The sequence below is a fragment of the Nocardia sp. NPDC058658 genome, from assembly GCF_042716665.1.
Classification (GTDB): Bacteria; Actinomycetota; Actinomycetes; order Mycobacteriales; family Mycobacteriaceae; genus Nocardia.
The window spans coordinates 1-25,269 of sequence record NZ_JBHXRR010000040.1 but is presented as its reverse complement, the minus strand read 5'-3'; the positions used below and the strand labels follow the sequence as shown (position 1 = coordinate 25,269).

The window sequence follows — 25,269 nt, the reverse complement described above, 5'->3', positions numbered from 1 at the left end:
CGAACCCGGAAGCTAAGGCCACCTGCGCCGATGGTACTGCACTCGACAGGGTGTGGGAGAGTAGGACACTGCCGGAACATCATTGCGAAAGGCCCTCCAACTTCGGTTGGAGGGCCTTTTTGCGTTCCCGAGCTCCGAGTATGACGAGATGGCTGCGTGTCGAGCGGATCGGCGGGCACCAGCTCGGTGTTGAGATCTGGTTCGGAAGGAACGCCGGGTTGACCACGGATGCGCGAGCTGAGCTACAGAACTTCCTATTCGGACCGGGCGGGTGCTCGTCGGATCCGCAGTGCGGGGAGTTCAGATACAGCGTGGCCGGCCATCCGTTCTTCGTGATCGGGCTGCACGAGACACACCGGCGGTTCGGCCGTCGGCCGCCGTTTCCGATGCTCGCGTTCATGCTCCAGGGCGACACCAACCGGAACCTGATGGAGTACGTGACGCTGTCGGAAGCGCGCCGCTACTCAGGCCGACCCAAGCCCGTGGATTGGCAGTGTCCGTCACCGCACGTGCCGCGGCGACGGAACGTGCGCTGGCGGTCTCGGAGCACGCCTGACGCAGTCCGTTGCGACCCCGTAGGTGTTGTGGCATCGGCTGATTTGTATCGTTGACGTGGTGACGGATGGGGACGAGCTGGTCGAGTCGGCAGGGGTTGACCCCTGGGCTGCCCACCTGCCGGGACAGGAGCTCGTTCCCGCCTACCTGGTGTCACGGTTCGCGGCGCAGTACCGGGCCATCGTCGATGTGATGGTCGAGGCGCAGGACACGAGCCTCACCGGCATGTCCTATGACGACGTCGCCGTGCAACTTCGGGCGTGGGTGGGTGCCAAGGCCGGGTCGGAGGTGGCCGACCGGCTGTTGCACGAGGACTCGTTCGCGCTCGACGCCCGGTTGGACAGTCTGGTGCGGTGGGCCGTGCTCACCCGATGGCAGGAGCCCGCACGCACCGGTGAGGATTTCCTTCGGCGTCGGGACCGTTTTCAGCTCACCCCGACCGCGGCCCGGTTGCATACCTTCTGGACTCTCGAACTCGGGGCCGACGAGGATGCCGCCGCCGATCTGACCTTGGCGCCGAGGGCGATTCACGATCGCCTCCGCGAATTCGCCACCGCTGTCGGCGAACGACGTTTCCCGGCAGCGGCATCGGAATTTCAGCAGATCATCGCGCTCCATCACGGTATGGCCGTGGCAGCGCGGTCGTGGCAGCGCAGCCTCGCCCACGCGCTGTCTGGTGGCCCCGACCCGGACAAACAGGAGATCCTCTGGCTCACCTTGCAGTCCTATGTGGGGATGTGGGGCGAGCAGGTCGACATCTATACCCCGGCTGTCGCCCAGGTGATCGCCGAATTGGATCCGCAGCTCACCGAGTCGGTATGGCGGGCCTGTGTGCGGGGCGCGCTCGCGCAGGACGTGCCCGAGGCGATCGTCGACAATCAGACGCAGCGGTGGGTGCGGACCTGGGCCGCGCTCGGCGGTTGGTTCGCCGGGGCGGACGGGCAAGCACGACGACTGCGCAAGCAGTTGCGCGACCTGGTCGCGCCGTGGGCGCGGAATATGCACATTCTGATGGACACAGGTGGCGCGCTCACCCGTCGCGGCGAACTTCTCGACCTCGCGCGGGCGATCGAACGCGCACCCGACGACGACACCGCGTGGCAGATGTGGGACACAGCGGTCGGTGTTTTCGGCGCACGGCACTTGCTGATCGCCTCGGAAGGGCCCGACGAACACACTCTTGCCTGGGCGGACGCCGATCCGGCGCCGATCACCGCGCGATTCCGCGAGCACGGCCACCGCGCCGCGGTCGGCAAACGAACCAAAGCGATAGACAACTCGGTGGGACGGGAAGCGGCTCGCCGATCGCGCGCCGCCGCGCTGGCGCAGCGACGCTCCGCCGAGGTCACCCTGCGTGCGCGGTCGGGCACCGCGATGTCGGACTGGGCCGCGCTCACCGAACCCGAACTCCAACTGCTGCTGGAGTACCTGGCGATCGCCCGGGTGCGGTCCGGTGAATCCACGCGCAGCGCGGTGACCGAGGACGGGCGTTGGCAGGTGACCCTGACCAGGCCCGAGGATGCGTCGACCACGGCGCTGCAGGCCGCGCAGGGTCAATTCGTCACGCGCAATTGGCATTTCGTGCTGGAGCCGACCGACTCGGCAGCGATGGGGGAATAGTGGGGTGAGTGTGAACAGGGACGAGGAGGATCGGCGCCGCGCTTTCGTCGGACTACTGGCGAACCCGGTGGTGGATCGTCGTCGCGACCGGGAACTGTTCGGTCTGGTGCGCGATCCACGACATCGACCGGAGCTGGTGAGCTGGTTTCGCACCCGGCTCGGCTACCGATTGGTGATCACCGATACGGCGGCCCGGCTGTTTCGGCTGCCGCTCGGCGACACCGTGATCGCGCCACGGCGGGTGACCACACCGCCCCGACGGATACTGGTGCTCGCGTTACTGGCCGCCGCGGCCGCTGAAGACGCCGAGGATGTCACCACCACCCAGGATCTGTCCGACCGAGTGCGGGTGCTCTCGGCACGCGAGGACACCGGTGTTTCGGCCTACGAACCGGATAAGTACGCGGAGCGCAAGATATTCGCCGAGTCGGTGCGGTTACTGGTTTCGACGGGCGCGTTGGCACCGCTCGGACCGGGTGGCGGCGACCAGCAGGACAACTGGGCGCGCCGCTCCGACAAGGTCGGAGCTACCTACCAGGTGCAGCGAGAGATGCTGCTGCGCATGGTCGATCCGGCCTCGTTCGCGGCCGCGCTCGGCCAACGTGGTCCCACGTTCGACGATGACGCGCAACGGTTCGCCGTGATGCGGCGGCTGATCGAATTGCCGGTGTGCCTCTACAGCGACCTGACCGAATCCGAGCGGGCCTACGCGATCAGGCAGCGCTCGCGTATCGTCTCGTGGTGCACCGAGATGACGGGATGGACGGTCGAGCAGCGCGCCGAGGGGCTGGCGCTGATCGCGACCGAGGAAGCCCATACCGACCTGGCATTTCCCCGGATGCGTGCTGTTGACTTCGTGAGTTTGTTGATCCTCGACGAGCTGTGCCGTTGCGGTGACGAACTCGGCGTGGTCACCGAAGCCGATCTGGTCGCGGCCGTCGCCGAGGTCGCGCAACGGCACCCCAAGTCGATCACCGCCGAGATCAACACCGAAACCCTGCGTCGTGACCGGGCGCTGGAACTGCTGCGCGCCCTCGACCTGGTGCGACCGGGTCTGCGCCCCGGACTGTGGCAGCTCACCCCCATCGCCGCACGTTATCGTGATCCCCAGGTCATCGCGGTGACCACCCGCATCGAGGAGCCAACGCCATGACCGAGACTCTGGACCAGCCCGACACCGCGCGGGACCAGTTCGGTCCGGCGTGGTTGCGTGCGGCACTCGATGGCGGATTACCCGTTCCCGGCCGATCCCGGTGGCAGCCGCTGCGGGTGGGCATCGCCAATCTGTGGGAGTACGACGACGCCGAATTCTGGTTCGCGGACGGCAGATTGGTGCTGCGCGGCGGCAACGGCGCGGGCAAGACCAAGGTGCTGGAACTGACGACCTTGCTGCTGTTGCGTGGCGAGATTGCGCCCTCGGTACTCGACCCCTTCGGCTCGCAGCACCGCACCATGCGATTCAACTTGCTTCCCACCGGCGATGGGGATGACCCGCGTACCCCCGCCGATGCCGGCCTCGGGTATGCCTGGGTGGAGTTCGGGCGAGTGAATCCGGACGGGTCAGCGGAATATTTCACGTGCGGACTCGGCGCGTCCGCACGAGCGGGAACAGGCTCATCGAATGTCACGACCTGGCACTTTGTGACCAAACGTCGTCTCGGCCAGGACTTTCGACTGTTGGATGCTGGTCGAGCGGTGGAGCTCAAGGATCTCAAGAAGATCGAGGGTGTTGTGGTTCCCACCAGCGCTGCCGCCTACCGAGCTCGGCTCGCCGATGAACTGTTCGGGCTCTCGCCCGAGTCCTACGACAATCTCACCGAACTGCTCAAACAACTGCGCAAGCCCAAACTGGGGGAGCGGCTCAATCCCGCCAGCTTGGCCGCCACGCTGCGAGATGCGTTGCCGCCCTTGGCGACACATGAAGTCGATCAGCTCGCTGACGGCTGGGAACATCTCGAGCAGTTGCGATCGGCGATGCAGCGCACCGAGGACGCCGCCCGGGCCATCGCCCAGTTCGTCCGCCTCGGTTGGCAGCCGTGGGCTCGGGTGGTGATGCGTCGGCGGTCTGACGAAATGGCCAGTGCAACTACGAGTTTGGATAGAACGACCGCCGACAAGAAGGCGGCCGAGCAGAAGCTGGCCGACGCGGGGAAGCTGTTGGCGCGGTCTGAGACGGAGCTGGACACGACCAAGCGTGACTACAGCGACAGCAATACCGCGTTGCGGGAGTTGCTGGAATCCCAGTCCTACCAGGACGCTGTCGCGGCGGCGGGGCGGATCGACAACCTGGGACGAGAGCTGTCCGGCGTGAAGTCGCAGGTTGTGCGCATGGCGAAACATGTTGAGCAAGAGCGGGGTTCCGCTTCGAAGGCCGCGACCGCGGTCGCGCAGGCGCAACGCGCTGCCGAGCGTGCGGGTGAGGAAGTCGATACCACGGCTCGGGCGATTGCCGAGGCCGGTGAACCCGCCGGCCTCGCCGACGCAGTCGCCCGGTATCTGCCTGGCCGTGATGTCGACGCCCTGTCCGGCGAACTCCAGTCGCGTACAGAGCGTTTCGAGCATCTGCGAACCCTCGATGCCGCATATTCGACGGCAGAGAAGGCAGCGGAACGCTCTGGGCACAAGGTCGAACTCGCCGCTGAAGCCGTCGACAAGGAGCGCGCGGGCCAGGAGCAAGCGCTGACCGCCGTTCGTGTCGGTGCGCAGTCGCTCGAAGACCAGGTCCGCGCATGGGCAGCCAACGCCGAAGCATCGACCGCGGACGGGTCGCTCGTCGGGTCGTGGTGCGACCTGATCGCAGGAATGACCGAGATCGATGACGCCGGTACGGTGCCCGAGCACGAGTCGGTGGTCGACGCGATGCGGGCACATGTGACCCACCGCCGAGAGGTGTGGAATCGGCAGTCGGCGAGTCTGGATTTGCAGCGGCAACCGCTCTCGGCGCGCCTGACGGAGATCGCTGAACGCCTGACGACCGCGCGTGCCGAAACCGACGGTGCGCCACCGTCGCCCACGCTGTGGCGGCGCCGCGATCGACCGGAACTGTCGGAGCGCGCGGGCGCTCCGTTATGGCGGCTGGTGAATCCGGTGGCAGGTATGGCCGACGACGCCCTCGCCATGGTGGAAGCCGCACTGGCCGGGTCAGGATTGCTCGATGCATGGGTATCACCCGATGGCTCTGTCGATTTCGGAGTCGCTGATCTGGCTGTGCATTCCTCGGTTCGGGGTCGTGAGCACACTGCGCCGACGTTGCTGGCTGTGTTGGAGCCGGCGGAGGCCGGCGGTGTCAGTGCCGAGACCGCCGCCCAGGTGCTCGGGCAGTTCGGTTGGTGCGAAAGCGGATCGGCCGATGATCGGGATTGGCTTGCCGCGGACGGCAGTTGGCGAATCGGCGGACTGGCAGGCCGCGCCGAGGCAGCCGGGCCCGCGGCCTATCTGGGGACGGCGGCACGCGAGGCCGCCCGGCTACGCTTGATCGCGACCTTGGAAGCAGAACAGGCCGAACTCGACAGCCAAGTGGCCGAGCTCGACCGACAACTCGACCTCGCGCGAGCTACGTTGTCGCGCTTGATATCCGAAGAAAAGGCGTTGCCGACTGCCGGTGAGCGCGACCTGGCCGCTGCTGTGGTCGTGTGGGCCGAACGGGGCCGCACCTTGGTAGTGCGAGCGGCCGAACTGGACGCCGCCGAACGTGCACACGGCGCGGACCTCACCCGGCGCGACGAGGCCCGCGCCCACTTCGCCGAGTACGCGAGCACCCACCGATTCGCGTTGACCGGCCTCGATGCGCAACAGCGCGCCCTGACAGACTTCCGTACCTACCTCGACCGTTTCGGCGGTGCGATCGACAAACTCGATATTGTCCAGGAAGCGCTCGACAACGCGGTCGGTGTCCACCAAGATCGCGAGCAGGCGCGCGAACAAGCCGAAGCCGATCTCGCCGATCTGGAGAGCAGACAACGGCGAGTACAGGTGCAGCTCGACACCGCACGGGCAGCGCTGGGTGAGGATCAACAGCAGCAGATCGCGCGCAAGGAAACCATCGAAAAGCGTCTCGAGACACTGGAATCCGAGCGTGATCGGCTCGCCGACCAGTGCGGCACTGCCCGTACCGCGTGCGCGGTCGCCGAGCAGACGCTCAACAATCACGAAGTGAGTCGCGCCGACGCGGAACGGCAGCGCGACGCCGCGATGGTCGCGCTCTGGGAAGCCGTCGACGCCGGACTCACCCACCCGCTCTCGATCGATCCGCCGCAACGACAGAACGTGCAGTCGGCCCGCGAGCTCGCGTCGGCGATCCGCCGGGAGGTCACGGTCAAAGCAGAGCAGGCCGATGCCGAGCGGGCGTGGCGCCTGTGTCTGCAGCGGCTGGAAGAACTGCGCCAATCCCTGCTGCCGCAGCAGGACGCACGGGTGCTCGACGACGAGAACACCCTGCCCAGGGTGGAGATCCACACCGACGCCACCCTCGGTTTTCAGCTACCACCCGCCGCCGCGGACACCTTGGCGGAGCGAGTGAGTCAACAGCGTGACGGCTACGACGAGGAACAACAACGGGTACTGGCGACTCTGCTCGGGTCGACCTTCATCGAGCATCTGAAGGAGCGACTCGACTACACCACCCGTACCTTCACCAACATCAACAACCATCTCGCCGCGCATCCGACCAGGCAGGGCCATGCCGTGAAGGTCGAGTGGGGTGCTGATCCGACCGACCCCGACGCCGCATCGGTGGTGGACGCGCTGGGCAAGGGCTACCACGAATTGTCAGGCGGCCGACAAGAAATGGTGCGTCAGTTCCTGGCCCGCAAGATCGACCAAGCCCGCGCCGAGGCCACCGCAGAGGGTGCGGCGGACTGGAAGCAGCAACTCACCCGGGCACTGGACTACCGTGGCTGGCTCAAGATCACCTTGCAGTACCGCGCCGGGGCGACCAGCAAATTCACGCTGTTCGACGCGGCCAAGCACGGCGCGAAATCCGGCGGCGAGAAGGTAGTGCTGCTGTCGCAGCCGCTGTTCGCCGCGGCGGTGGTCGCCTACGACGCGGCCGCCGCGCACGCCCCGCGCTGGGTGTGGCTCGACGAGGCGATGACCGGGGTCGACGCACAGGTGAAGGCGTCGTTCATGGGCCTGACGGTCGACTTCGAACTCGACATCATGTTGACCGCGCACGACGAATGGTGCAACTACGACACCGTTCCCGCGGTCGCGGTGTACGACCTCGCGCGCGAACGGCATTTGCCCGGTGTGGATGTGCTGCCCTATCTGTGGTGTGGCGGCAGGCTGACCAGTGTCGATGTCGACAGGCTCGGCGTTGTCGAGCCGAAGGCAGAATTGAGCGAGGGGTTGTTCGGGTTCGCCGATGAATGAACCGACGCTGCCGGACGGGCTGCGCGCGTGGGCGGCCACAGCAGGCCCCGCCGCGGTTTTCGATGCCATCCGCAGACGGGTGTCGCGTGGCGGTGGACTGGAAAGTGGTTCGCTGAGTGTGCGATTGACGGCCGAACAGCGCACGCAGGTCGGCCGATTGCTCGGCACCGACTGGGAAGTCAGCGGCAGAGCGGTGACCTTACGCGCGCTCGGGATCGCGCTGGCCGATCATGATTTGACGGTCCGGCAGTTCGTCGAACTCCTCGACGGGCGCAAGCTCACGGTTCGCCGGGAAACCAACGCGGCCATCCAGCGTGCGGCAGAGCAAGAACGGCAGAGTTCCGTGCGAACGCTGTGCGCCGCCGGGATTGCCGAGCACGTCGCGCAGGGATGGTTGGCAGGCCCCCGCGCACCGCGACTCGGATCCGGTACGGCGGCGGAAACGGCCCGCCAGATTGCGCTGGTGTGGCCGCATTTGCCTTGGGCCGGACCAGGATTGCGGCTGGCCCAGCTCGCGGCCGAGACAACCGGCGACGCACACGGACTCGACTATTCCACCGACCTCGGGCGAACCGTTGCCCGCCTCATCGCGGCGAGCGCAGGTCTGCCACGGCCGAGCAGGCCCGGCCGGGACTGGCGGGCGGCCTGGGCGTCGGCTGGCGTGCGATGCGACACGGTCTCCTCCCGTGTGCTCACGCTCAACGTGCCACTCGACCTCACCGTCGGTCACCGGCGTGGCGTACCGACCTGGCTGACGTTGCGAGATCTGCTCGGTTCATGGCGGTTCGACCCGGCGCCCGCCATGCTCTTCATCTGCGAGAACCCCACCGTCGTGGAAGCCGCCGCGGATGAACTCGGCACCCGGTGTCCACCGTTGGTCTGTACCGACGGTGTCCCAGCCCTCGCCGCCCTCGACCTCATCGCCGGTATCGACGAGTCGAGGACCGAGGTTCGGGTTCGCGCCGATTTCGATCCGACCGGATTCATGATCGTGTCCACGGTTCAGTCGGTCGCTCGCCGTGCGGGATTGTGGCGATTCGACGCCCCTACATACGCAACATATTTCGGCATCGACATCGAGCCAGGAGTGAGCGTCGCCGAGGTCAGGGAGTTCTTCGGCAAGGACCTCCACGAAGAAGCGCTACTGCCGCTGCTCCTCGCCGACCTGCGTGACGCGGCCGATCAGCAGTGACCTGGTCGACCTCGGCTCAGAATGCCGACCTCAGCGGGGGACTTTGCTGACAACCGTGCCGTCGGTGTCGGCGGCGAGATAGCCGCCGCCGTATTCATCGCTGACGTAGACCAGCAGGGTCGGGCGGTCCTCGTTGAACGTCCAAGCCGGGTCGATGATCAGGTAGCGGGAGGTCGGTTGGGGTACGCCGAGGTCACGTTCTGCGACGCGGAACAGTTCGGGGACGGCGTCCCAGTTGAAGATGCCGAGTGCGACGATGGGGTCGGATAGGTCGCCGCCGGGGCCGGTGCGGGTTGCCCGGCCGTCGCGGAAGGTGAACTCGTCGTACACGGTCGGGCGGGTTGGCACGGGTGCGCCGGTGGAGATGAACGTCGGATAGATCGTGGTTCTGGTGAATTCCCTACCGCCTGCGGCTGATTCGAGTGCGGTGAGCGCGGCCCGCAGGTTCGCGGGATCGTGCAGGTTCGCGATCGGGCCCGCCGAAGGTCCCGAATTCGGGGTCGTGCTGAGTGGGGCCGCGGTCGTCGACGCGGTGGGGGAGGTTCCGGTGGCCGACACCGCACTGTCCGGGCGGAGAAGCACTATCGCGGTCAGCGCGATGACCGCGGTGATCGCGCCCGCCGCGGCGAGAATGCCCCATCGGCGGACGGCCGGTGCGGGTTTGCGGGGCAACACCCCACCTGTCGAGAACCCGGACCCCGGTTGCGGCGAGAACGCACTCGCGGCAGCCTCCGGCCAAGTGGCAGGTTGGTTCGATCCCGGCCACGATGTGGCGAATGCCGATGGCGGGGTACCGGCGGCCTCGGCCAGCATGAAGTCGAGCCGTGCGGGGTCGGGTCGTCGGGCCGGATCCGTGACGAGCAACGCGCCCAACACCCCCGACAGCGCGCCGGCCCGTTGAGGCGCGGGCACGTGACCGCCGATCACGGCGGCCAGTGTCGCGACCGAGGACTCCCGGCGCATCGGCTGATGCCCCTCCACCGCGAAATACAGCACCAGCCCGAGCGACCAGAGATCCGACGCCGGATCCCCTTCGATCCCCTGCAGCCGTTCCGGCGCGACATAGTCCAGCGACCCGACCACGCTGCCCGTGGAGGTGAGCGCGGTCATCCCGTGGATAGCGGCGATCCCGAAGTCGGTGAGGACCGGCGAGCCGTTCTCGCGCACGATCACGTTGGCAGGCTTCACGTCGCGATGCAGCACGCCGACCGCGTGCGCGGCCCGCAGCGCTCCCAGAATTCCCCGTCCCAGCTCAGCGACCTGCGCCGGGGGCAACGACCCGGCCGCCAGCACGTCCGACAGCGCGCGGCCCCGCACCAGCTCCATCACGATCCACGGATGGTCGTACTGGTCGGAGTCGACGATATGGTGCACGGCAACCACATTCGGATGTGCGATCCGCGCCAAGGCCCGCGCCTCCCGCAACACCCGCTCGCGGTGGACGCCAGGTTCGGTGCCCGACTCGTCGAGGTTGCGGACTTCCTTGAGCGCCACCTCGCGATGCAACGCGACGTCATAGGCCCGCCACACGGTGCCCATCCCGCCCTTACCCAGCGGTTCGATCAATTCGAAACGCTGGTCGATCACTACTCGACCCGAACTCACCGGCTGAGTCTATGGTCCCGACGACGGTCGCGTTGTCTCGCTATCGGTGGTTCATCCGCCGGCGACCGACGGAATGATCATCACCTCGGTGCCTGCGTCGACTGCTGTCTCGAGGCCGTCGAGTAAACGGCACTCGTCACCGTCGATATAGAAGTTCACGTACCGCCGCAGAACGCCACGCTCATCCCGGAGTCGACGTTCCAACCCGGGCGACCGTTCGCGCAACGCATCGAGCACCTGCCGCAGGGTCGCACCGTCGACGTCGAGCTCCTTGGCGCCGTCGACGTAGATGCGCAGCATCGAGGGCAGGCAGACGCGAGCCATCGCGCTACCCGATGACCGCGGCGCGCACGCACAGCACGTCCGGCAGCTTGTCGGCCACGAGCTGCCAATGGTCGCCTTCGTCGGCGCTGCAATACACTTCGCCGTTGCGGGTGCCGAAGTAGATGCCGGTCGGGTCGGCGTCGTCGGCGCACATGGCATCGCGCATGACCGCGGCCCAGAACGGCACCTTCGGGAGCCCGTCGGTGAGCTGCGCCCAGGTCTCGCCACCGTCCTCACTGCGATACACCGCGCAGGTGGCGTCGGGCGGGAAGCGGAAACGGTCCATCTCCGCCACCAGCGGGAAGGTGTAGATCACCCCGGGCCGGCGCGGATGCGCGACGATCGGGAAGCCGAAGTTCGACGGCGGTAACCCACCGTCGATCGACTGCCAACTCTCGCCCGCATCCGTACTGCGGTACACGCCACCGTGGTTCTGCAGGTACATGGTGCTCGGCACCCCGGCATCGAGGGCGACCTTGTGCACGCACTGCCCCCACTCCGGCAACTCACCGGGCAGGAAATCCGCGAGCACGCCCCGGTTCGTCGGCATCCACGACTGTCCGCCGTCAGCAGTCTGATACACCCCACCGGTAGACATCGCCACCGCCATCCGCTGCGGGTCGACCGGATGCGGCAGCACAGTATGCAGCGCCAACCCACCCCCGCCTGGCGCCCACTGCGGGCGATGCGGATGCTCCCACAGTCCCCTGACCAGCTCGAAAGTTCGCCCCCGATCTTCCGACCGGAACAGCGCCGACGGTTCGACGCCCGCATAGACCACATCCGGCTCCGCCTCGGTAGCCGGCGCGATCTGCCAAACCCCTTGCAGCGCAGCCTCGGTGTCGTCAGGAAACGCGAGCGGCGCATCATCCGGCTCACTCCACGTCTCCCCGAGATCATCACTGACCACCAACGTCGGCCCGAAATGACTGTTCAACACCCCCGCGAGCACCCGCGGCGTCCCCCGCCGCGTATCGATCGCCAACGCCTTCACATCAGCCACCGGAAAGTGCGGCGGCGACACCGTCCAACTCGCCCGCCCATCCCGGCTACGAGCCAAGAACAAACCCTTACGAGTCCCGATCCCGAGCAGCACGTCCATCGCGAACCTCCGGTTGGTCACCGCAACGCCGACACGCGTGACACTACGCCCTGACACCGACAACACCCGAGGATCAGTCGGCTGCCCTCGCCCTCACCTCTCTGTACTCCTAGACCTCGGTCCGCTCGATTCTGCCAGGAGCTCCGACACCTGCCCGCTCCATGTCACGACCAGCTGGTCACGCGCACGGCTGGCCGCGACGTAGAGCAGCGATCGTTCGCGCCGCTCGGCTTCTTCGCGTTCTTCGGCGGGCACGTTATGAACACTGGGCCGCGAGGGGACATGCTCTTTGTCGATGCCTGCCAGCACGACACACCGGAATTCCAGGCCTTTGGATCGGTGCATCGTCAGCACCGGAACCTGCCCGGCCTCTGGGATGCTGTCATCGAGAACCTCTGCCGGAACACCGCGTTCGCGCAGGGAGCGCACGGTCACGTCCCGATCGCGCGCGCCGCGGGCCAGCACTGCGATGTCACCCGGGCTGATTCCGTCCTGAGTGATCCAGGTGGTCAGCTGGTCGGCGATGGCCTGCAGTTCGTCGAGGGGGGATTCGCATCGGACCAGCGACGGGTCCGGACCCCAGCGGGCGGAGGTGTAGCCGACGGTGGATTCTTCGCCGTCCTCGAGGTCGTGATAGTTCGTGCCTTCGAGAATGTTGACCGCGAAATGCAGGTTCTGCGCTGTGGTGCGGTAGTTGTGGGTGAGTTTGCCCGAGCGACCGCCACGGATATTGATGCCGAGTCTGCTGAGCACCACAGGCTGCCCGTAGATGCGCTGGTGGGAATCTTCGGCGATGAAAAGGTCGTTAGGGCCTTCGGCGGCGAGCGCGCGCAGCAAGGTCCAGTGTGTGGCGTGTAGATCCTGTGCCTCGTCGACGATGACGTGGTCGGCGATGTACTCACCGGTCGATTCGGCGCGTTGACGTAGATCGACCGCCGCGAGCGCGAGCACTTCGGGAAAGTTCAAGCGATCGGCCATTCGGCCGAGCCTGCGGAATTGGGTGATCAACTGCCACACCGCAATCCGCTGCGACCGCCCAAGGCGCACCCCGCGACCGGCGCGCGGAACCTTGAGGTACTCCGCCTGGGTGGAAACCAGATTACCGAGCACAACGTTGACGTATTCCGTTGTCAGGAAGGCCGGTTGGGCCAGACGGAGGTCGAGGTTGTGTTCCGCTGACGAGATGGCTTCGGCCCAACCGACTTCGGGCCCCACGGTCTGTCCGCGGCGCGGCGGTGTGTCGTCCCCGAACACCGTGCGAAAGGCATGGCCGGGGTCGGTGGCGGTGCGTAGGCAGGCTGCGGCCAGCCGGTCGATACCGGTGACGTAAATACCACGCTCCCCGGGCTTTTCGGCCAGGGTGATCGCCGGATCGAGTGCCAGCAGGCTGTCGCGCAACCCCTGTGCGAGGGTCTTGTTGAAGGTGGTGAGCACGATCCGCGCGTCGGGGTCCCGGCGCGCCAAGTGGCGCGCGCGATGCAGCGCGACGATCGTTTTGCCGGTTCCGGCACCACCGGACAGTCGGAACGTGCCGCGGTGGTCCTGCTCGACGAACCGGCGTTGGCTCGGGTGAAGGAATGTCCGCCACGCCGAGAAGTCCCCGCCCTCGATCACCCGGCGCAGTTCGTCGTTGTCGTCGACGAAGGTGAACTGCATTCGGCTGGCTGGATGGGCGAGTGCGGTGAGGATCTGTTCGTTGTCGTCGAGTGCGGCCTGCGGCTCAGCGAAGCCGAGGAGTTCCCGGATGTCATCGATCGAACGGCCGACGGCGAGTTCGAGTATCGCGTTCTGTTGCCAGGCGAGGTCGATGGACTGTGCCACGGCGAACAGCGCGTCCTGATCCGGGGCGTCGAGCACCTCGGCGGCGAGGCCGACGCCCAGGCCGAGCCGCTCGGTGAGCTCGTAGAGGGTGTACCCGGCGTTGGCCAGGTAGCCGATTACTGGTTGCGCACCGGACCGGCCGAACTGTCGGGGAACGTCTGGTTTGTTCGGCCGACCGTCGAGCAGGCTGACGATGCCCTCGAGAACGCCGTTGATCGGGTTGACCCGTAGTGTCGCATTCTCGGCGATCCTGTTGGCGACATCGTGTTTCCACGTTCCGAGGTAGATATAGGTCGGTTCGCCGAACCGGTCGTCGACACGGAACATGACAGCCCGGTAGTTCAGGTCGACCCGGCCGGTGCGGATGCGGGCGTCGACGGCGCCGCGCAGCGGCTCGATGTGCAGACCAGGTGCGGTGTCGTCGGCGCGCAGTTTGTCGAAGAACTCACAGACCTTGTCCTTGATCGACCCATCGATCTTCGGCATCGACTTATCGTTCTGCAGAACGAGATTGGCCACCGCACACCCCTCAGATCAAGCCGTGACGGTGGTACGGAGCAGTGTTGACGCCCGCCCACTCCAGGTCACCACGAGCTGGTCGCGGGCCCGGCTGGCCGCGACATAGAGCAGGGACCGCTCCCGCAGTTCGGCCTCGCCACGCTCTTCCTCGGGCGAGTCGTTGAGCACCGATTTGGCGGGAACGTGGGCGTCGTCGACTCCGGCGAGGATCACCTTGGCGAATTCCATGCCCTTGGCTCGGTGCATCGTCAGCACCTGCACATGGCCCGGACCCGCGGGGTTGTCGTCGAGAATGCGCGCGTCGATGCCACGTTCACCGAGTGCGCGTACGAATTGGCTGCGTTCGTTTCGTCCTCGGGTCAGGATTGCGATGCTCGACGGCTCGACATCGTCGTCCAGCCACCCACGGACCAACTCGGAGACGCGATCGAGTTCTTCGCCGAGCGAATTGCATTCCACCAGCACCGGTTCGGGGCCGGTGCGCGCGGATCGGTAGCCGTGGGTGGTCTCGTCGCCCTCTTCCAGGTCCTGGTAGGCGCCGCCGGAAAGGATGTCGACAGCGAAGCGCAGGTTCTCTGCGGTGGTCCGGTAGTTCAGTGTGAGCCGTCGGGATCGGCCGACGATCTTGACGCCGAGCCGGCCGAGCACGACGGGCTGGCCGAAGATCCGCTGGTGGGAGTCTTCGGCGATGAACAGGTCGTTGGCCCCTTCGGCGACGAGCGCACGCAGCATGGCCCAGTGGGTGGCGTGCAGGTCCTGTGCCTCGTCGATGATCACGTGGTCGGCGACGAAAGGTTCGCCCGCCGTGGCACGTTGGCGCAGGTGTTCTGCGGCCAGCGCGAGCACCTCGGGGAAACTGACGGTTCCGTCCATGCGGCTGTGCCGCCGGAACGCCTCCATCAGTTTCCAGACCGCGATCCGCTGCGAGCGGTTCAGACGCACACCACGCCCGGCCCGTGCCACTTTCGCGTATTCCGCGACGGTGGTGACCTTGTTGGCAAGGACGACAGCGGTGTATTCGTTGTCGAGGAACGTCGGTGTCGTCAGGCGCGAATCAAGTTCTGTCGCCACCGATTTGGTGACCTCGCGCCACACCTTGGTCGCATCTGTGCGTCGGGGCGAGACCGAGGTGGCGTTGCCCAGCACCGCTTCGGTGACCGGAGTGAGGTCGTCCGCGCGACCGAGGACGTCGCTGGCGAGCTTGTCGACACTTTCGATGTAGATGCCGGGTTCGCCTGGGGCCGAGGCGATCGCGATGTCCGGCTCTAGTATCTGCAGGTCTGCCTCGAGCTGCCGTGCCAGTGTTCGGTTGAAGGTCGTGAGGACGATGCGGGCACTCTTGTTCCGCCGCCACAGGTTTCGGGCCCGGTGCAGCGCAACCACGGTTTTGCCGGTGCCTGCTCCACCCGACAGTCGGAACGCGCCGTTGTAGTTCCGCTCCGCGTAGGTGCGCTGTTCGGGATGCAGGAAGGTACGCCATGCGGCAAAGCTGCCGCCTTCGATGACGCGCCGGAGTTCGTCGGTGTTCTCGCCGACATAGGTGAAACGGAGCTGTGAGGCGGGATGATTGAGCGCTTGCAGGATCTGTTCGTCTTCGCCGAGCGAAGGGTCGACAGGGTTTTCGTCGAGCCGCAGCTTCTCCCGGATGTCTCCGAGTGCGACACCGCAGGCGAGGTCGAGGATCGCTGAGCCCTGCCAGCCTTCGACCTCGGCGGCGAGGTCATTGATCGCGTTGTCGTCGGCGGCAGCGAGGACCTTCGTCGCGAGCTGCGGGGTGAGCCCGAGTTCGTCGGTGAGTTGCGTGAGCGTGAAACCCAGCTCGGCGAGATAGCCACGTCGCGGGGCCGAGCGGGGAGCATCGACGACAGGTGTCGCCGCGTCTGCTTCGTGCAGGACCAGGTCGAGCACGCCGTTAACGGGGTTGACCTGCAGCTCGGCGCGCGGTGCCAGCTCAGCGGCCGCGGCATTGTCCCAGGCACCCACGTAAACGTAGGAACCGTCGCCCCTGGCGGGCACCACATGGAACAGGATCGCGCTGTGTCCCAACCCGATTCGACCGAGCCGAACCCGATCGTCACGGGCACCGGGGACGGTCTCGATGAGCCCGGTCGCCGTCGCCTCGTCGTTCTGGACGGTGTCGAGAAAGTCGTAGACCTTGCGTTGAACGGCCCGGTCGCGCCCGCCGCCGGTCTTGCTCGTGCTGGTCATGACGATGTGCGCCATCACATCACCCCGTTCGTCTTCAGCGCTTCGACGAGTTCTGCCGGATCAGCCGGGCAGATCGTCCAGCCCTGCTCGATCATCGTAGGAGCGGCATCGGGGGACTCGATGAGTACCCCGATCCGGACATCGGCCCAGCCGATGTCGATGACGTCACCGCGATCGGTTTCCACGCCGAGCTCCGGTACCGGAACACCGGCCGCGGCCAACCCGAGGACGAGTTCGCGTTCGGCGTCGGAGATGGTGTCGTCATAGACGGCTTGCCATGCGGGCGTGAGGTCTGCGTCGGTGGCATCGGGGCCGCGGTCGGGCACGGTGCTGTCGGTTGCCAGCAGGCTGCGGGTGGTGATCACGTGGTCGGCCAGGCCGAACCAGTTCGCCAGTCGCAGCCACTCTTTCCATGCGTGACCTTCGCGCAGTTCGAGGGATTCGTCGCGATCGTCGAGTGCGAGGACAGCGTCGACGACTTTCTTGTCCTTGCGCAGTGCGGCGGTGATGGTCAGTGGACCGTCGGTGTAGGACCAGCATGCGTATTCGCCTGCGGCGATCTGTGATTGCTTGCCTTCGATGAGGTCGAGAGCCCAGCTCGCGATGGCATCACCGTCGCCGTGGACCCGTCCGTCGAGCATGAACATCAGCGGCAACCAGTGTGCGACAGCGTTCCACTCGTCGCGGTCCGGGTGCTGCATGAATTCGATCAGCTGGTAGATCGGGTCGCGGTCGAGCAGGTGGAACAGCCCCGGGCGCAGATTTCCGTGGTTGAGCGTGAACTTGGCGAGTTTGTCGGTGAACCAGGACGGTTTGACCGTCTGGTTGCCTTTGAACCGCTGCAGATCCTCATGACTGAACGACCACACCAATACCCCACCCGAGCGGAGGATCTCGCGCTTTCGTGCGTCGTCAGCCACCCGGTTCTTGCCGGGCACCGCATGGAACCGGCGGCCGTCGGCGAAAAGCGCGATGATCGGGATATCGGGGTCGGCGGTGCGAAGTTGGAAGTCGGGTTGGCTGTTGCCCATCAGTACCTGCGGTTCGAGCTGCCAGGTCCGAATCTTGCTGCCGGGCAACTTGATCGTCGCTGTCGGCCCGTAGGTGCCTGGCTTCTCGGTGACTGTGGCTCCCATGGTGGCGAGGCGTTCGATGAAGGCACGGTAGAAGTCGCGCTCGAGCGGCGACTCCTCGCTGCCGATCGGCTTCGCCGGGGTCTCCTCGGTGATCGAATCCAGCCAGCTGGCCGGATTCGGTTCACCGTCTTTGCAGGCGAGCAGGTCGTCGAGAACCTTCGCGGCGGTGATCCGGGAGACCTTGTCCAATTCTCGCGGCGGGGCGAACGGCAACAGACATTTGTGGCAGGCGAGCCGGTCTGTGCAGTCACAGTTCTCGACCACTTCGCGGGCCGCGACGAGCACATCCCACACGCGTGCCGGATTGGCGAAGTCGGCGAGATAGCCGGTGCCGCCGGGCACGGTGTCGTGGATGAGCAGGGCTCGCTGGTCCGGCGCGTGCAGTGCGTCGGTGATGGTGGCGACGTCGAGGTGTTCTGGAGAGCCGCCGATCACCTGCCGCAGTCCGAGCAGGATTGCGGCGCTGAGGCTCGGATGGGCGAACGAGTCGTATTCGAGCCAGCCCGGCAGATGCAGCAGCACGGCTTGCGTCTGCAGGGTCCGGGCGAGCGCGATCTCTCGAACGTGCTTCTCGTCGTCGGCTTTTCGATACTTGCACCAGCTGCGATGCTCGTGCGGCTCATTGCGGCCCGCGACCTTGTCGAGCTGTCCGCAGCCCGAGCACACCCGGAACAGCCCGCCCGTTGTCTGGGCGCCGGCGATCATCCGTTTGCTGCCCTGGGAGTTGCGCCGTCCCATGTTGATCCAGCGAATGTCCATGCGCCGCAGGTATTCCGCGCCGAAATCCTGTTCGGCGACAAACCAGCGCTTGGTGATGTTGTCGGGGTTGATGTCGGCGGCGGTGAGGACGGTGAAGGATTCCTTGCGCCGTTCGTCGCGGATGTCGGTGATCGCCGCCTCGTCGCGGCGAACTTCGGCGGACACCTTCGCCATCTCGACCACCTGCAGCTGCTGACTGACATCGGCGATCGCAGCGCTGTGGCAACGCGGGCATTGGATCGGCGGCGGGCTCTGATCCGCGGCATGGCTGATTCCGGTCCACCCACACGACGGACACACCCGCCAGGTGTGGATGGCGGACTCGCCCGCGCCGAGGTCGACGGCGTCGATCTCGACGGCCAGACCTTGCACGTAAAACGTTGCGCCGGGCGCGAGTTCGGTCAGCGCGACCCGGGAACCGCGGCGGTAGCTGGCGCTGTCCTCGGCGTAGTTGTTGGTATCGGGATCAATCCAGGTGATACCGACGTCGAGGGTGACGGCGTCATCGAGCAGGGTGTAGTTGGGCAGCACGCCGTAGCGTTCGAGCACACCGACCCAGTGTTCGTTGGTGAGGTCGTTGATGCTGCGGGACAACAGTTTCAGCGTCCCGCGTGCCGTGCGGAGGTCGCGCTTGTCGTCGTCGGTCGCGGCGGGGGAGTTGGCCCGCTGCTCGAATTCGGGCAGGGCGGCGTCGACGGCGGTGCGGCGGTGACGCAGTTCGTTGACGTCGCGGTTCCAGCGGTGCACCGCTTCGCGCAACAACACGCCGAGCCCGCTGTGTTCACCGAGACCGGGTGGTGTGGCCCAGGTGCGAAGGTTCGTCGCGGTGGTCTCGCCGAGTAGGTCACCGAACTGGTCGAGGAATTCGTCGAGAAGCAGGTCGGCGTCCTCGTCTGCGGTCTCGATGAGCGTGCCCATCCAGGTCCCCTCGTCGAAACTCGACAGGACGTTGGTGGCACTGCCCGGATCCTCGGCACCGGCTTTGCGGGAAAGTCGGTCGACGATGTGCGCGATGTACTGGCGCTGCAGGATCTCCTCAGCGGTGAGGAAGGTGGCGGGCGGTCGGACTTCGCCCTGGATCACCGAGGTGGGATCACCGAGTTTGGGTAGATGCTCGCCCCGGCCACGCACGAAAGCCAGCGCCAAGGAGTTGCCGGTGAGACGGCCGGCGCGGCCGACGCGCTGCAGGTAGGACGACACGGTGCGCGGCATGGAGCCGAGCATCACGGTCGACAGGTCGCCGATGTCGATACCCATCTCGAGCGTGGGGGTGGCGACGAGCACGTTCGGAGCCGCCGGGTCGGTCGCGGTGGTCTTGAATTTGGTCTCGTATTCCAGCCGGGTCTTCGTCGGGAGCAACGAGGTATGTTCCCGGGCGACAACACGTTTCATTTCCGAGCTGTCGTAGAGCGCGCGGTAGAAGTTGTCGTGTTTGGGTGCTCGGGTCAGTACGCCAGGGCACCGGGTAAGCAGGCAGGGCGCCCCGTCGAGCTGGTCGACGACAGTGGAGCTGCCCGGTGTCGGAGTCTGGCAGACGTCGCAGACCAGCAGATACTGTCCGGTCGCGAGCCCTTCGGCGTCGGGCACGCCGACGAGGACCGTGTCATGGGTCAATTGGTATGCGGTGAGCGCTTTCTCAGTGGTCGCTGTCGAGAGGATGCGTTCTTCTGCGAGCACTTCGAACAGCGCCCGCGCCAGGCGCCCACCGTCGATCGGCGACACGTTCAAACACTGCGATGCCCAGCGCGCGTACCAGGACGGTGCCGCGGTGATCGGGTCGAATCCTTCCGGGATCACCCGTTGGCCGACGGCCGGAAATGCCGGGGCCGGTCTTCCCTTCGGAAAGGCGGGCATGCCTTGACCTTTGGGTCGTCCACCCCACACCGAATGCCGGTTCGCGTCGCGCTGCACATATTTGGTCAGCCACTCGTGGGCGATGGCACCACGCGTTCGCATCCGCTCGGCGACACCACGTACCCACTGGGTAACCGCGGTGGGATCCGGTTCGGCGAAGGCGAGCTGGTGTTCGGTTCGTTGCAATGCGGCTGCGCCGAGCTGTGAAACTCGTTGCGGTGACCCGAGGTCTACCTCGGAGATCACACTGCCGGTCAGCTCCAGGGTGCGGCCCAGCCGCGACTGCAGCCCGAATTCGAGGTCGATGTCGAACTGGACACGCCGCGCCACGTTGGCGGCCGCTTTCCTGCGCAGCGGGGCGGGCCGGTCCGACTGCCAGTACGCGGAGAATTCGTCGTGCTCGACGATGTCGGGCGGCAGCAGCCGGTACCGGCGGTTCGGATCCGTGCCGGCGCGTTCGAGTACCGCGGCACACAGTTCTGACAAGGTCAGCATCTGCTGACCGGACACCCTGTCGCCCAGTGCATTACGCAGCGTCGAACGCAAACTGAGGGTGTGCGAGCGCGCTTGGACGAACCCGGCCCGGTGCGCTGCGTCCTGCACGCTGTCGGTGAAGACGAGCGCCTTCTTCTCGGCATCGTCGAGGCGAGCATCGCCGAAGAGGTTCGACAGCGCGACCGACAGCTGGGTGGCGATGGCGCTACCCATGAAGCGGATGCCGTCCTCGGCGCCACACGCCGGGCAGAAGTCCTTCATGGAGTTCTCGTCGGCACCGACACCGCTGAGGTACAACACCGGCAGTACCCGCCCGTCGAGCAGATCCGGGCTGTCGGCATCGGGGCGCTTGTCGACGATCTCCCGTTCGTCCACACGGAACCACTGCAGTCCATCGACAGAGTCGTCGAGGTCGGCTTCCGTCGGTGCCGAGATCAGCGCACGAAATCGAGGGCCGCCGGTCGCGTGGTAGCCGCGGATGTCGTCGTCGCTGGCGTCGAGTGTGCTGCCGGTCGGTGCCAGCCGCACACCCCAGCCGGATCGGCCGCAGTGCCTGCAGTACAGCGAGGGGTAGTACTCGGTGGTCGTGTCGTCGAGTTTTCCGTCATCGGACCAGCGGAACAGTGGCGTCACCATCGCGGCCCGGTCGACACGGGACAGTTCCCGAAGCCACAGGTGCACATCGACATTCAGCGCCGATCGTCCCACAACGGCCCGCAGATGCGACAACGCCGAGAGCAGGTATCCGATGTACTGCTCCCGCTGGGCTTGCCCGCGCGCCAGGTCCCGCTCACCGGTGTGGGCGGGCAGCGCTGTCACCGCGAGTTCTCTGATCGATCGAACCTCGAGGGTATTGCGCAGCAGGCGTGCGACGTTGCCGTGCCGTTTGACCAGGTCGAGCATCTCGGTCTCGTCGAGTCGGTGCAGGACTGCGGCGGCGCGTTCGAAGGTGTCGTCGATGTCGGAGGTCTGCCGGAACAGCGTGGCGAGCACTGCGGCGGTCAACCGCTTGTTCGTCGGTGCCTGTGCCGCAACCAGATTCAGTTCCTTGACCGCGTCCGCGACGACCGGCTCGATCGGGGAGAAGGTGCGATCCAACGCGGTGCTGCGCTTTGTCAACCAGTCTTCTACGCTGAGACGAGTTTCTCCGATGAGAGTGTCTTCATCGAAGGTTTCGCCGAAGACGGTTTTCGCGAACGCCAGCATCGTCTCCGGCGACGCTTCCTTGGACCCGAGCGTCGCCGAGGTCGCGACGGGAGTGATCTTGCCCAGTGGGCGTTTCCGGTCTTCTTCAGTGACCGGCGATGCCGAGGTCCAGTGCGCTTTGATGGTCAGCCCGAGCCGTCGCAGCAGCATGGCCACATCGGTGCCTTGCGCCCCGTCATAAGTGTGGAATTCGTCGAGCACCACATACTGCAGCGAGTCGGCCGATTGCCGCCACATCGCCGCGCGATCCGACCGGAGCAGCATGTGGTCGAGCATCTTGTAGTTGGTGAGCAGGATGTCCGGCGGTGAATCGTGCATCAGCCGCCGGTCGGTGATCAGACCCGCCTCCGACACCAGTGTCCGCCCACCCGAGGACTGCTCGCCGGTGTAGAGACCAGCGGTGACTCCCGCCAGTTCCGGGTGCTTGGTGATCATCTGCGCGAGACGCTGTTCCTGGTCGTTGGCCAGGGCGTTCATCGGATAGATGATCAGCGCCTTCATCCCCGCCACGCCGGCCTTCTTGGCCCGCAGCACATGGTCGAGGATCGGAATGAGGAACGATTCGGTCTTACCGGAGCCGGTGCCCGTGGTGACCAGAGTGGGCAGCGGCCGTCGCTGGAATTTCGTCGACAACCGTTCGAATGCCAACGCCTGGTGGCCGTAGGGGTCGAAGGGCTTCGGCGACCAGTCCAGGTGCATTCCCCAGTTGCCGCGAGCGGGCGCGAAGGGGAGACGTAGCCGCACGTAGGGGCCTTTGAACAGGCCGTCGTCGGGGTCGCCGATGAAGTCGGTGAGGGCGCCCTGCGTGTCCGGATCGGTCAGCGCGAAGGTCGTCGTCAGATAGTCCGTCAAACCCTCCCGCAGCCGCTCGGCCTGCAGAGTCGGAAGCAGGGCCCCCACGTGTGCTCCTCGATGTCGGTCGGCTGGTTGAAGCCGGGTTGTTGTGGTGCTCGCCACGTCCGTCGAATGCTAGTCGACCGGACGATTCCGGCCGGAAGGGCTTGTGCGACTCGATGGTTGACAATCCCAACTCAAGCTAACATAGGCACACTAGGTTATCAATGGTTGACGATGTTTTCAACGAGAGTTAGTCTGATTGCACTGCTGAAGCGTCGTGCTGGAAGGAGTGATCGATGAATATCCGAATCGGGCGTGGGATTGCCGCCCTTGGTTTCGGCGCAATCCTCGGAGTGGCCGGATGCGCAGCCCCAGCGGGGGACGCAAATAAGTTCGGTTTCAGACGGTAGCCGGGTGGCGTCGGCAGCGTGCCCTGTTCAGGGCAGGAGGGATGCAGGGGTGATGGTGACCGGGAACGGCGTGCGAAGGTCCGCGGTATCGCCTGCGGCCACCCGGTGGGTTTGTTCGTATCCGCCGTCTGGACCGAGTCGGTAGGCGAAAAGGACCGGGAGACCTTCACCGGGGAACTGGCCCGCGAAAGGGTTGATCTCGAATCGCCAGTAGGAGGCGATCCCGGCTGTGCTGTACATGATCGGCTTGACGACCCGGTCGGTCATAGCTGTCGACTTCGACACGACTTCCACGACCAGGTCGACCTGTGCGACCGGAACGCCTCGGGCGTCCAAGTCGACTGCGCCGGTGGCGACCATGGCGTCCGGGATCGGCTCGTCGTCTCCGATGACCACGCCGACTCCGTCGAGGACCAGCGAGTCAACGGGTGCCGCATCGACCAGGACGCGAACCAAACGCTGGATCAGCAGTTGGTGGCGTGGCTTCGGGGCGGCATTCACAACGAGCTGGCCATTCAGCACCTCGTATCGCAGTCCATCTTCGGGCAGATCATCGAGATCGGCGGCGGTCCAATAGTCGTGATGAGGCACAGGCATCGCCATGTGGGCCACCTCCTCCCTCGGTCTCGGCCCGAGCAGTTGAACCAATACTAGCGGGTTCGTGCTGCGTAGCGCCTGATACCGGTGGTGGATACAGTTTGAATATCGACCACCGCGGACAACGGCTCCAGCGTCTGACGGATCAGCGGCTCGACGCTTGCCCAGTTTCGTCGGGAAGTTGATGATGAACCGCGGACCGCTCGTGGCGCCGGTTGTCGAGATCGGCGGCGGTCCAGTTGTCGTGGTGAGGTACAGGTATCGCCATGCGGTCTACCTACTCCCTCGATCTCGGGCCCGAGCGGTTGAACCAATACTAGCGGGTTCGTGCCACACAGCACCTGATGTCGGTGGTGGATAGAGCCGGACATTGACCAACTCCGCCAAGGGTGCCGATTCTCGGCGAAGCCGAGTTTCGAGCGGTTGCTCACGAAGTAATGGCGGGCTGAAAATCGCAAATCGGGCAGACCGGTATCCGGTCGAACTTTGCTGATGATATCGGCTCTCGCTGGCAACTTACCAGCCACAGTCTCCGATGAGAACTTCGATGAACACCTGGGTGCCATTTCGGACTGTTGCCCATTGGTCTTGGGTGACTATCTGGACTGGGGGTACGGACGATGTCGAAAGCCTCGGGCTTGTATCGAATATTACGGTGGCGTGGCACTCATCGGCACGCTGTCCTCTCGCGACGATTTCCGAGGTCGGTGGGTCCAGGTATTGCGATCTTCGTAATGGTGGAATGGCCGCGCTCAGCTTCATCGTGGGCACAATTACGATTTCTAATGGGTCAGGCTTCGGTGCAGGTCCTATGAAGTAGGCGGTGGCATATGACGAATTACTGTCGAGAACATCTACAACGGCCGTGCGAGTGAATCCTGAAACCGTTACTGATTCGGCGATTTGCCTAGCTTCTGATGGTCTGTCCAGCGAGCTCCTGTTTCGTTGCAAACAATATCCGACCAGGGCAACTACTACGGCAAGTGTGAGAGCGGCATATACTGATCGGCGAATCCATCTCGAGCTGTGTTTGGAACTCCTCATCTGAATGCTCCGCTCTCGCAGAGAATCTTGTTTGCGAGGTCGAATGTTCCACCCGGTTTCACCGTGCTGGCACCGTGCTCTACCTCACTGTTCTTTCCGTCTGACCCATCGTTAAAAACCTGATTTCCGGTGGCAACGTTGTAAGATCGGTCGACGGTCCCACCGGCGTTGTATCCAGAGCTGAGGAACTGGTTCAGTGTCTGGCCTGTTCGAACCTCGGGCGTAGCATGGGCTGCTGCTTCGTCCTGAAGAGATTTCAAGTTGTACGCCGCGGCCTTGAGTGCCAAATCGTCGTTACCGACGAGATCGGCCCATTCCTCGTCCTTGAACTTGTCGGGATATCGGGCCTTGGATTCGTTGAACGGCGCTTCTTTCTGGTTTGTCAGTCCGATTGAGTTGCCCGCACCATGTCCCTTATCTATGCCGAGTAGAGATGCTTCGAGGCGGGCTTTGTCATATGCTTCTCCGCTACCCGGACCTGTCCACTTTGGATTATATGACGACGGGTCTCCTTCGAGTGCCGACAACATCGACTCCGACGATCAAGCGCGCCTCGACGCGATCCTGTCCGTCAGCCCGGAACTGGCATCACTGGTCGTCCACGTTCGCGAGTTC

Annotated in this window: 13 protein-coding genes; 5 read left to right on the top strand and 8 right to left on the bottom strand. The window is 65.5% G+C overall.

Annotated features, from left to right (window positions below):
• Positions 1 to 140 precede the first annotated feature (140 nt).
• The 5 genes from ACFWUP_RS30675 to ACFWUP_RS30655 are packed head-to-tail and all read left to right on the top strand — an operon-like array spanning position 141 to position 8,737.
• The gene (locus ACFWUP_RS30675; protein WP_379239474.1) at positions 141 to 611 is read left to right on the top strand and encodes a YqcI/YcgG family protein; all 471 of its coding nucleotides are present in this window, start codon (positions 141 to 143) and stop codon (positions 609 to 611) included.
• A 4-nt stretch (positions 612 to 615) separates the two neighbouring features.
• The gene (locus tag ACFWUP_RS30670; RefSeq protein ID WP_379239473.1) at positions 616 to 2,175 is read left to right on the top strand and encodes a DUF2397 domain-containing protein; all 1,560 of its coding nucleotides are present in this window, start codon (positions 616 to 618) and stop codon (positions 2,173 to 2,175) included.
• Between the two features lie 4 nt (positions 2,176 to 2,179).
• Positions 2,180 to 3,328 (top strand): DUF2398 family protein, encoded by a 1,149-nt coding sequence (locus tag ACFWUP_RS30665; protein WP_379239472.1) that lies wholly within the window; start codon positions 2,180 to 2,182, stop codon positions 3,326 to 3,328.
• Positions 3,325 to 7,545, top strand: coding sequence for a TIGR02680 family protein (locus ACFWUP_RS30660; protein WP_379239471.1), 4,221 nt, complete (start codon positions 3,325 to 3,327; stop codon positions 7,543 to 7,545). The genes ACFWUP_RS30665 and ACFWUP_RS30660 overlap by 4 nt, the downstream gene beginning before the upstream one ends.
• Positions 7,538 to 8,737: a TIGR02679 domain-containing protein gene (locus tag ACFWUP_RS30655; protein WP_379239470.1), complete on the top strand. Its 1,200-nt coding sequence runs from the start codon at positions 7,538 to 7,540 to the stop codon at positions 8,735 to 8,737. The genes ACFWUP_RS30660 and ACFWUP_RS30655 overlap by 8 nt, the downstream gene beginning before the upstream one ends.
• Before the next feature lie 30 nt (positions 8,738 to 8,767).
• Here the strand turns inward: ACFWUP_RS30655 and ACFWUP_RS30650 are convergent, their stop codons facing one another.
• From ACFWUP_RS30650 to ACFWUP_RS30615, 8 genes are all read right to left on the bottom strand, one after another.
• On the bottom strand, positions 8,768 to 10,342 hold the full coding sequence (locus ACFWUP_RS30650; RefSeq protein WP_379239469.1) for a protein kinase: 1,575 nt from the start codon (positions 10,340 to 10,342) through the stop codon (positions 8,768 to 8,770).
• Positions 10,343 to 10,393: 51 nt separating this feature from the next.
• Positions 10,394 to 10,666 carry a MoaD/ThiS family protein gene (locus ACFWUP_RS30645; RefSeq protein WP_379239467.1) on the bottom strand — a complete coding sequence of 91 codons (273 nt, stop codon included), beginning with the start codon at positions 10,664 to 10,666 and terminating at the stop codon, positions 10,394 to 10,396.
• A 4-nt stretch (positions 10,667 to 10,670) separates the two neighbouring features.
• The gene (locus tag ACFWUP_RS30640) at positions 10,671 to 11,789 is read right to left on the bottom strand and encodes an exo-alpha-sialidase (RefSeq protein WP_379239466.1); all 1,119 of its coding nucleotides are present in this window, start codon (positions 11,787 to 11,789) and stop codon (positions 10,671 to 10,673) included.
• 72 nt (positions 11,790 to 11,861) lie between these two features.
• Positions 11,862 to 14,108, bottom strand: a complete 2,247-nt coding sequence (locus ACFWUP_RS30635; RefSeq protein WP_379239465.1) for a 3'-5' exonuclease — start codon at positions 14,106 to 14,108, stop codon at positions 11,862 to 11,864.
• A gap of 15 nt (positions 14,109 to 14,123) precedes the next feature.
• Positions 14,124 to 16,331, bottom strand: coding sequence for a 3'-5' exonuclease (locus tag ACFWUP_RS30630; protein ID WP_379239464.1), 2,208 nt, complete (start codon positions 16,329 to 16,331; stop codon positions 14,124 to 14,126).
• On the bottom strand, positions 16,331 to 22,666 hold the full coding sequence (locus tag ACFWUP_RS30625) for a DEAD/DEAH box helicase (RefSeq protein WP_379239463.1): 6,336 nt from the start codon (positions 22,664 to 22,666) through the stop codon (positions 16,331 to 16,333). Before ACFWUP_RS30625 ends, ACFWUP_RS30630 begins: the two co-directional genes overlap by 1 nt.
• Before the next feature lie 374 nt (positions 22,667 to 23,040).
• Positions 23,041 to 23,616 carry a Uma2 family endonuclease gene (locus ACFWUP_RS30620; protein ID WP_379239462.1) on the bottom strand — a complete coding sequence of 192 codons (576 nt, stop codon included), beginning with the start codon at positions 23,614 to 23,616 and terminating at the stop codon, positions 23,041 to 23,043.
• Between the two features lie 1,034 nt (positions 23,617 to 24,650).
• On the bottom strand, positions 24,651 to 25,184 hold the full coding sequence (locus ACFWUP_RS30615; protein ID WP_379239461.1) for a hypothetical protein: 534 nt from the start codon (positions 25,182 to 25,184) through the stop codon (positions 24,651 to 24,653).
• Positions 25,185 to 25,269 lie beyond the last annotated feature (85 nt).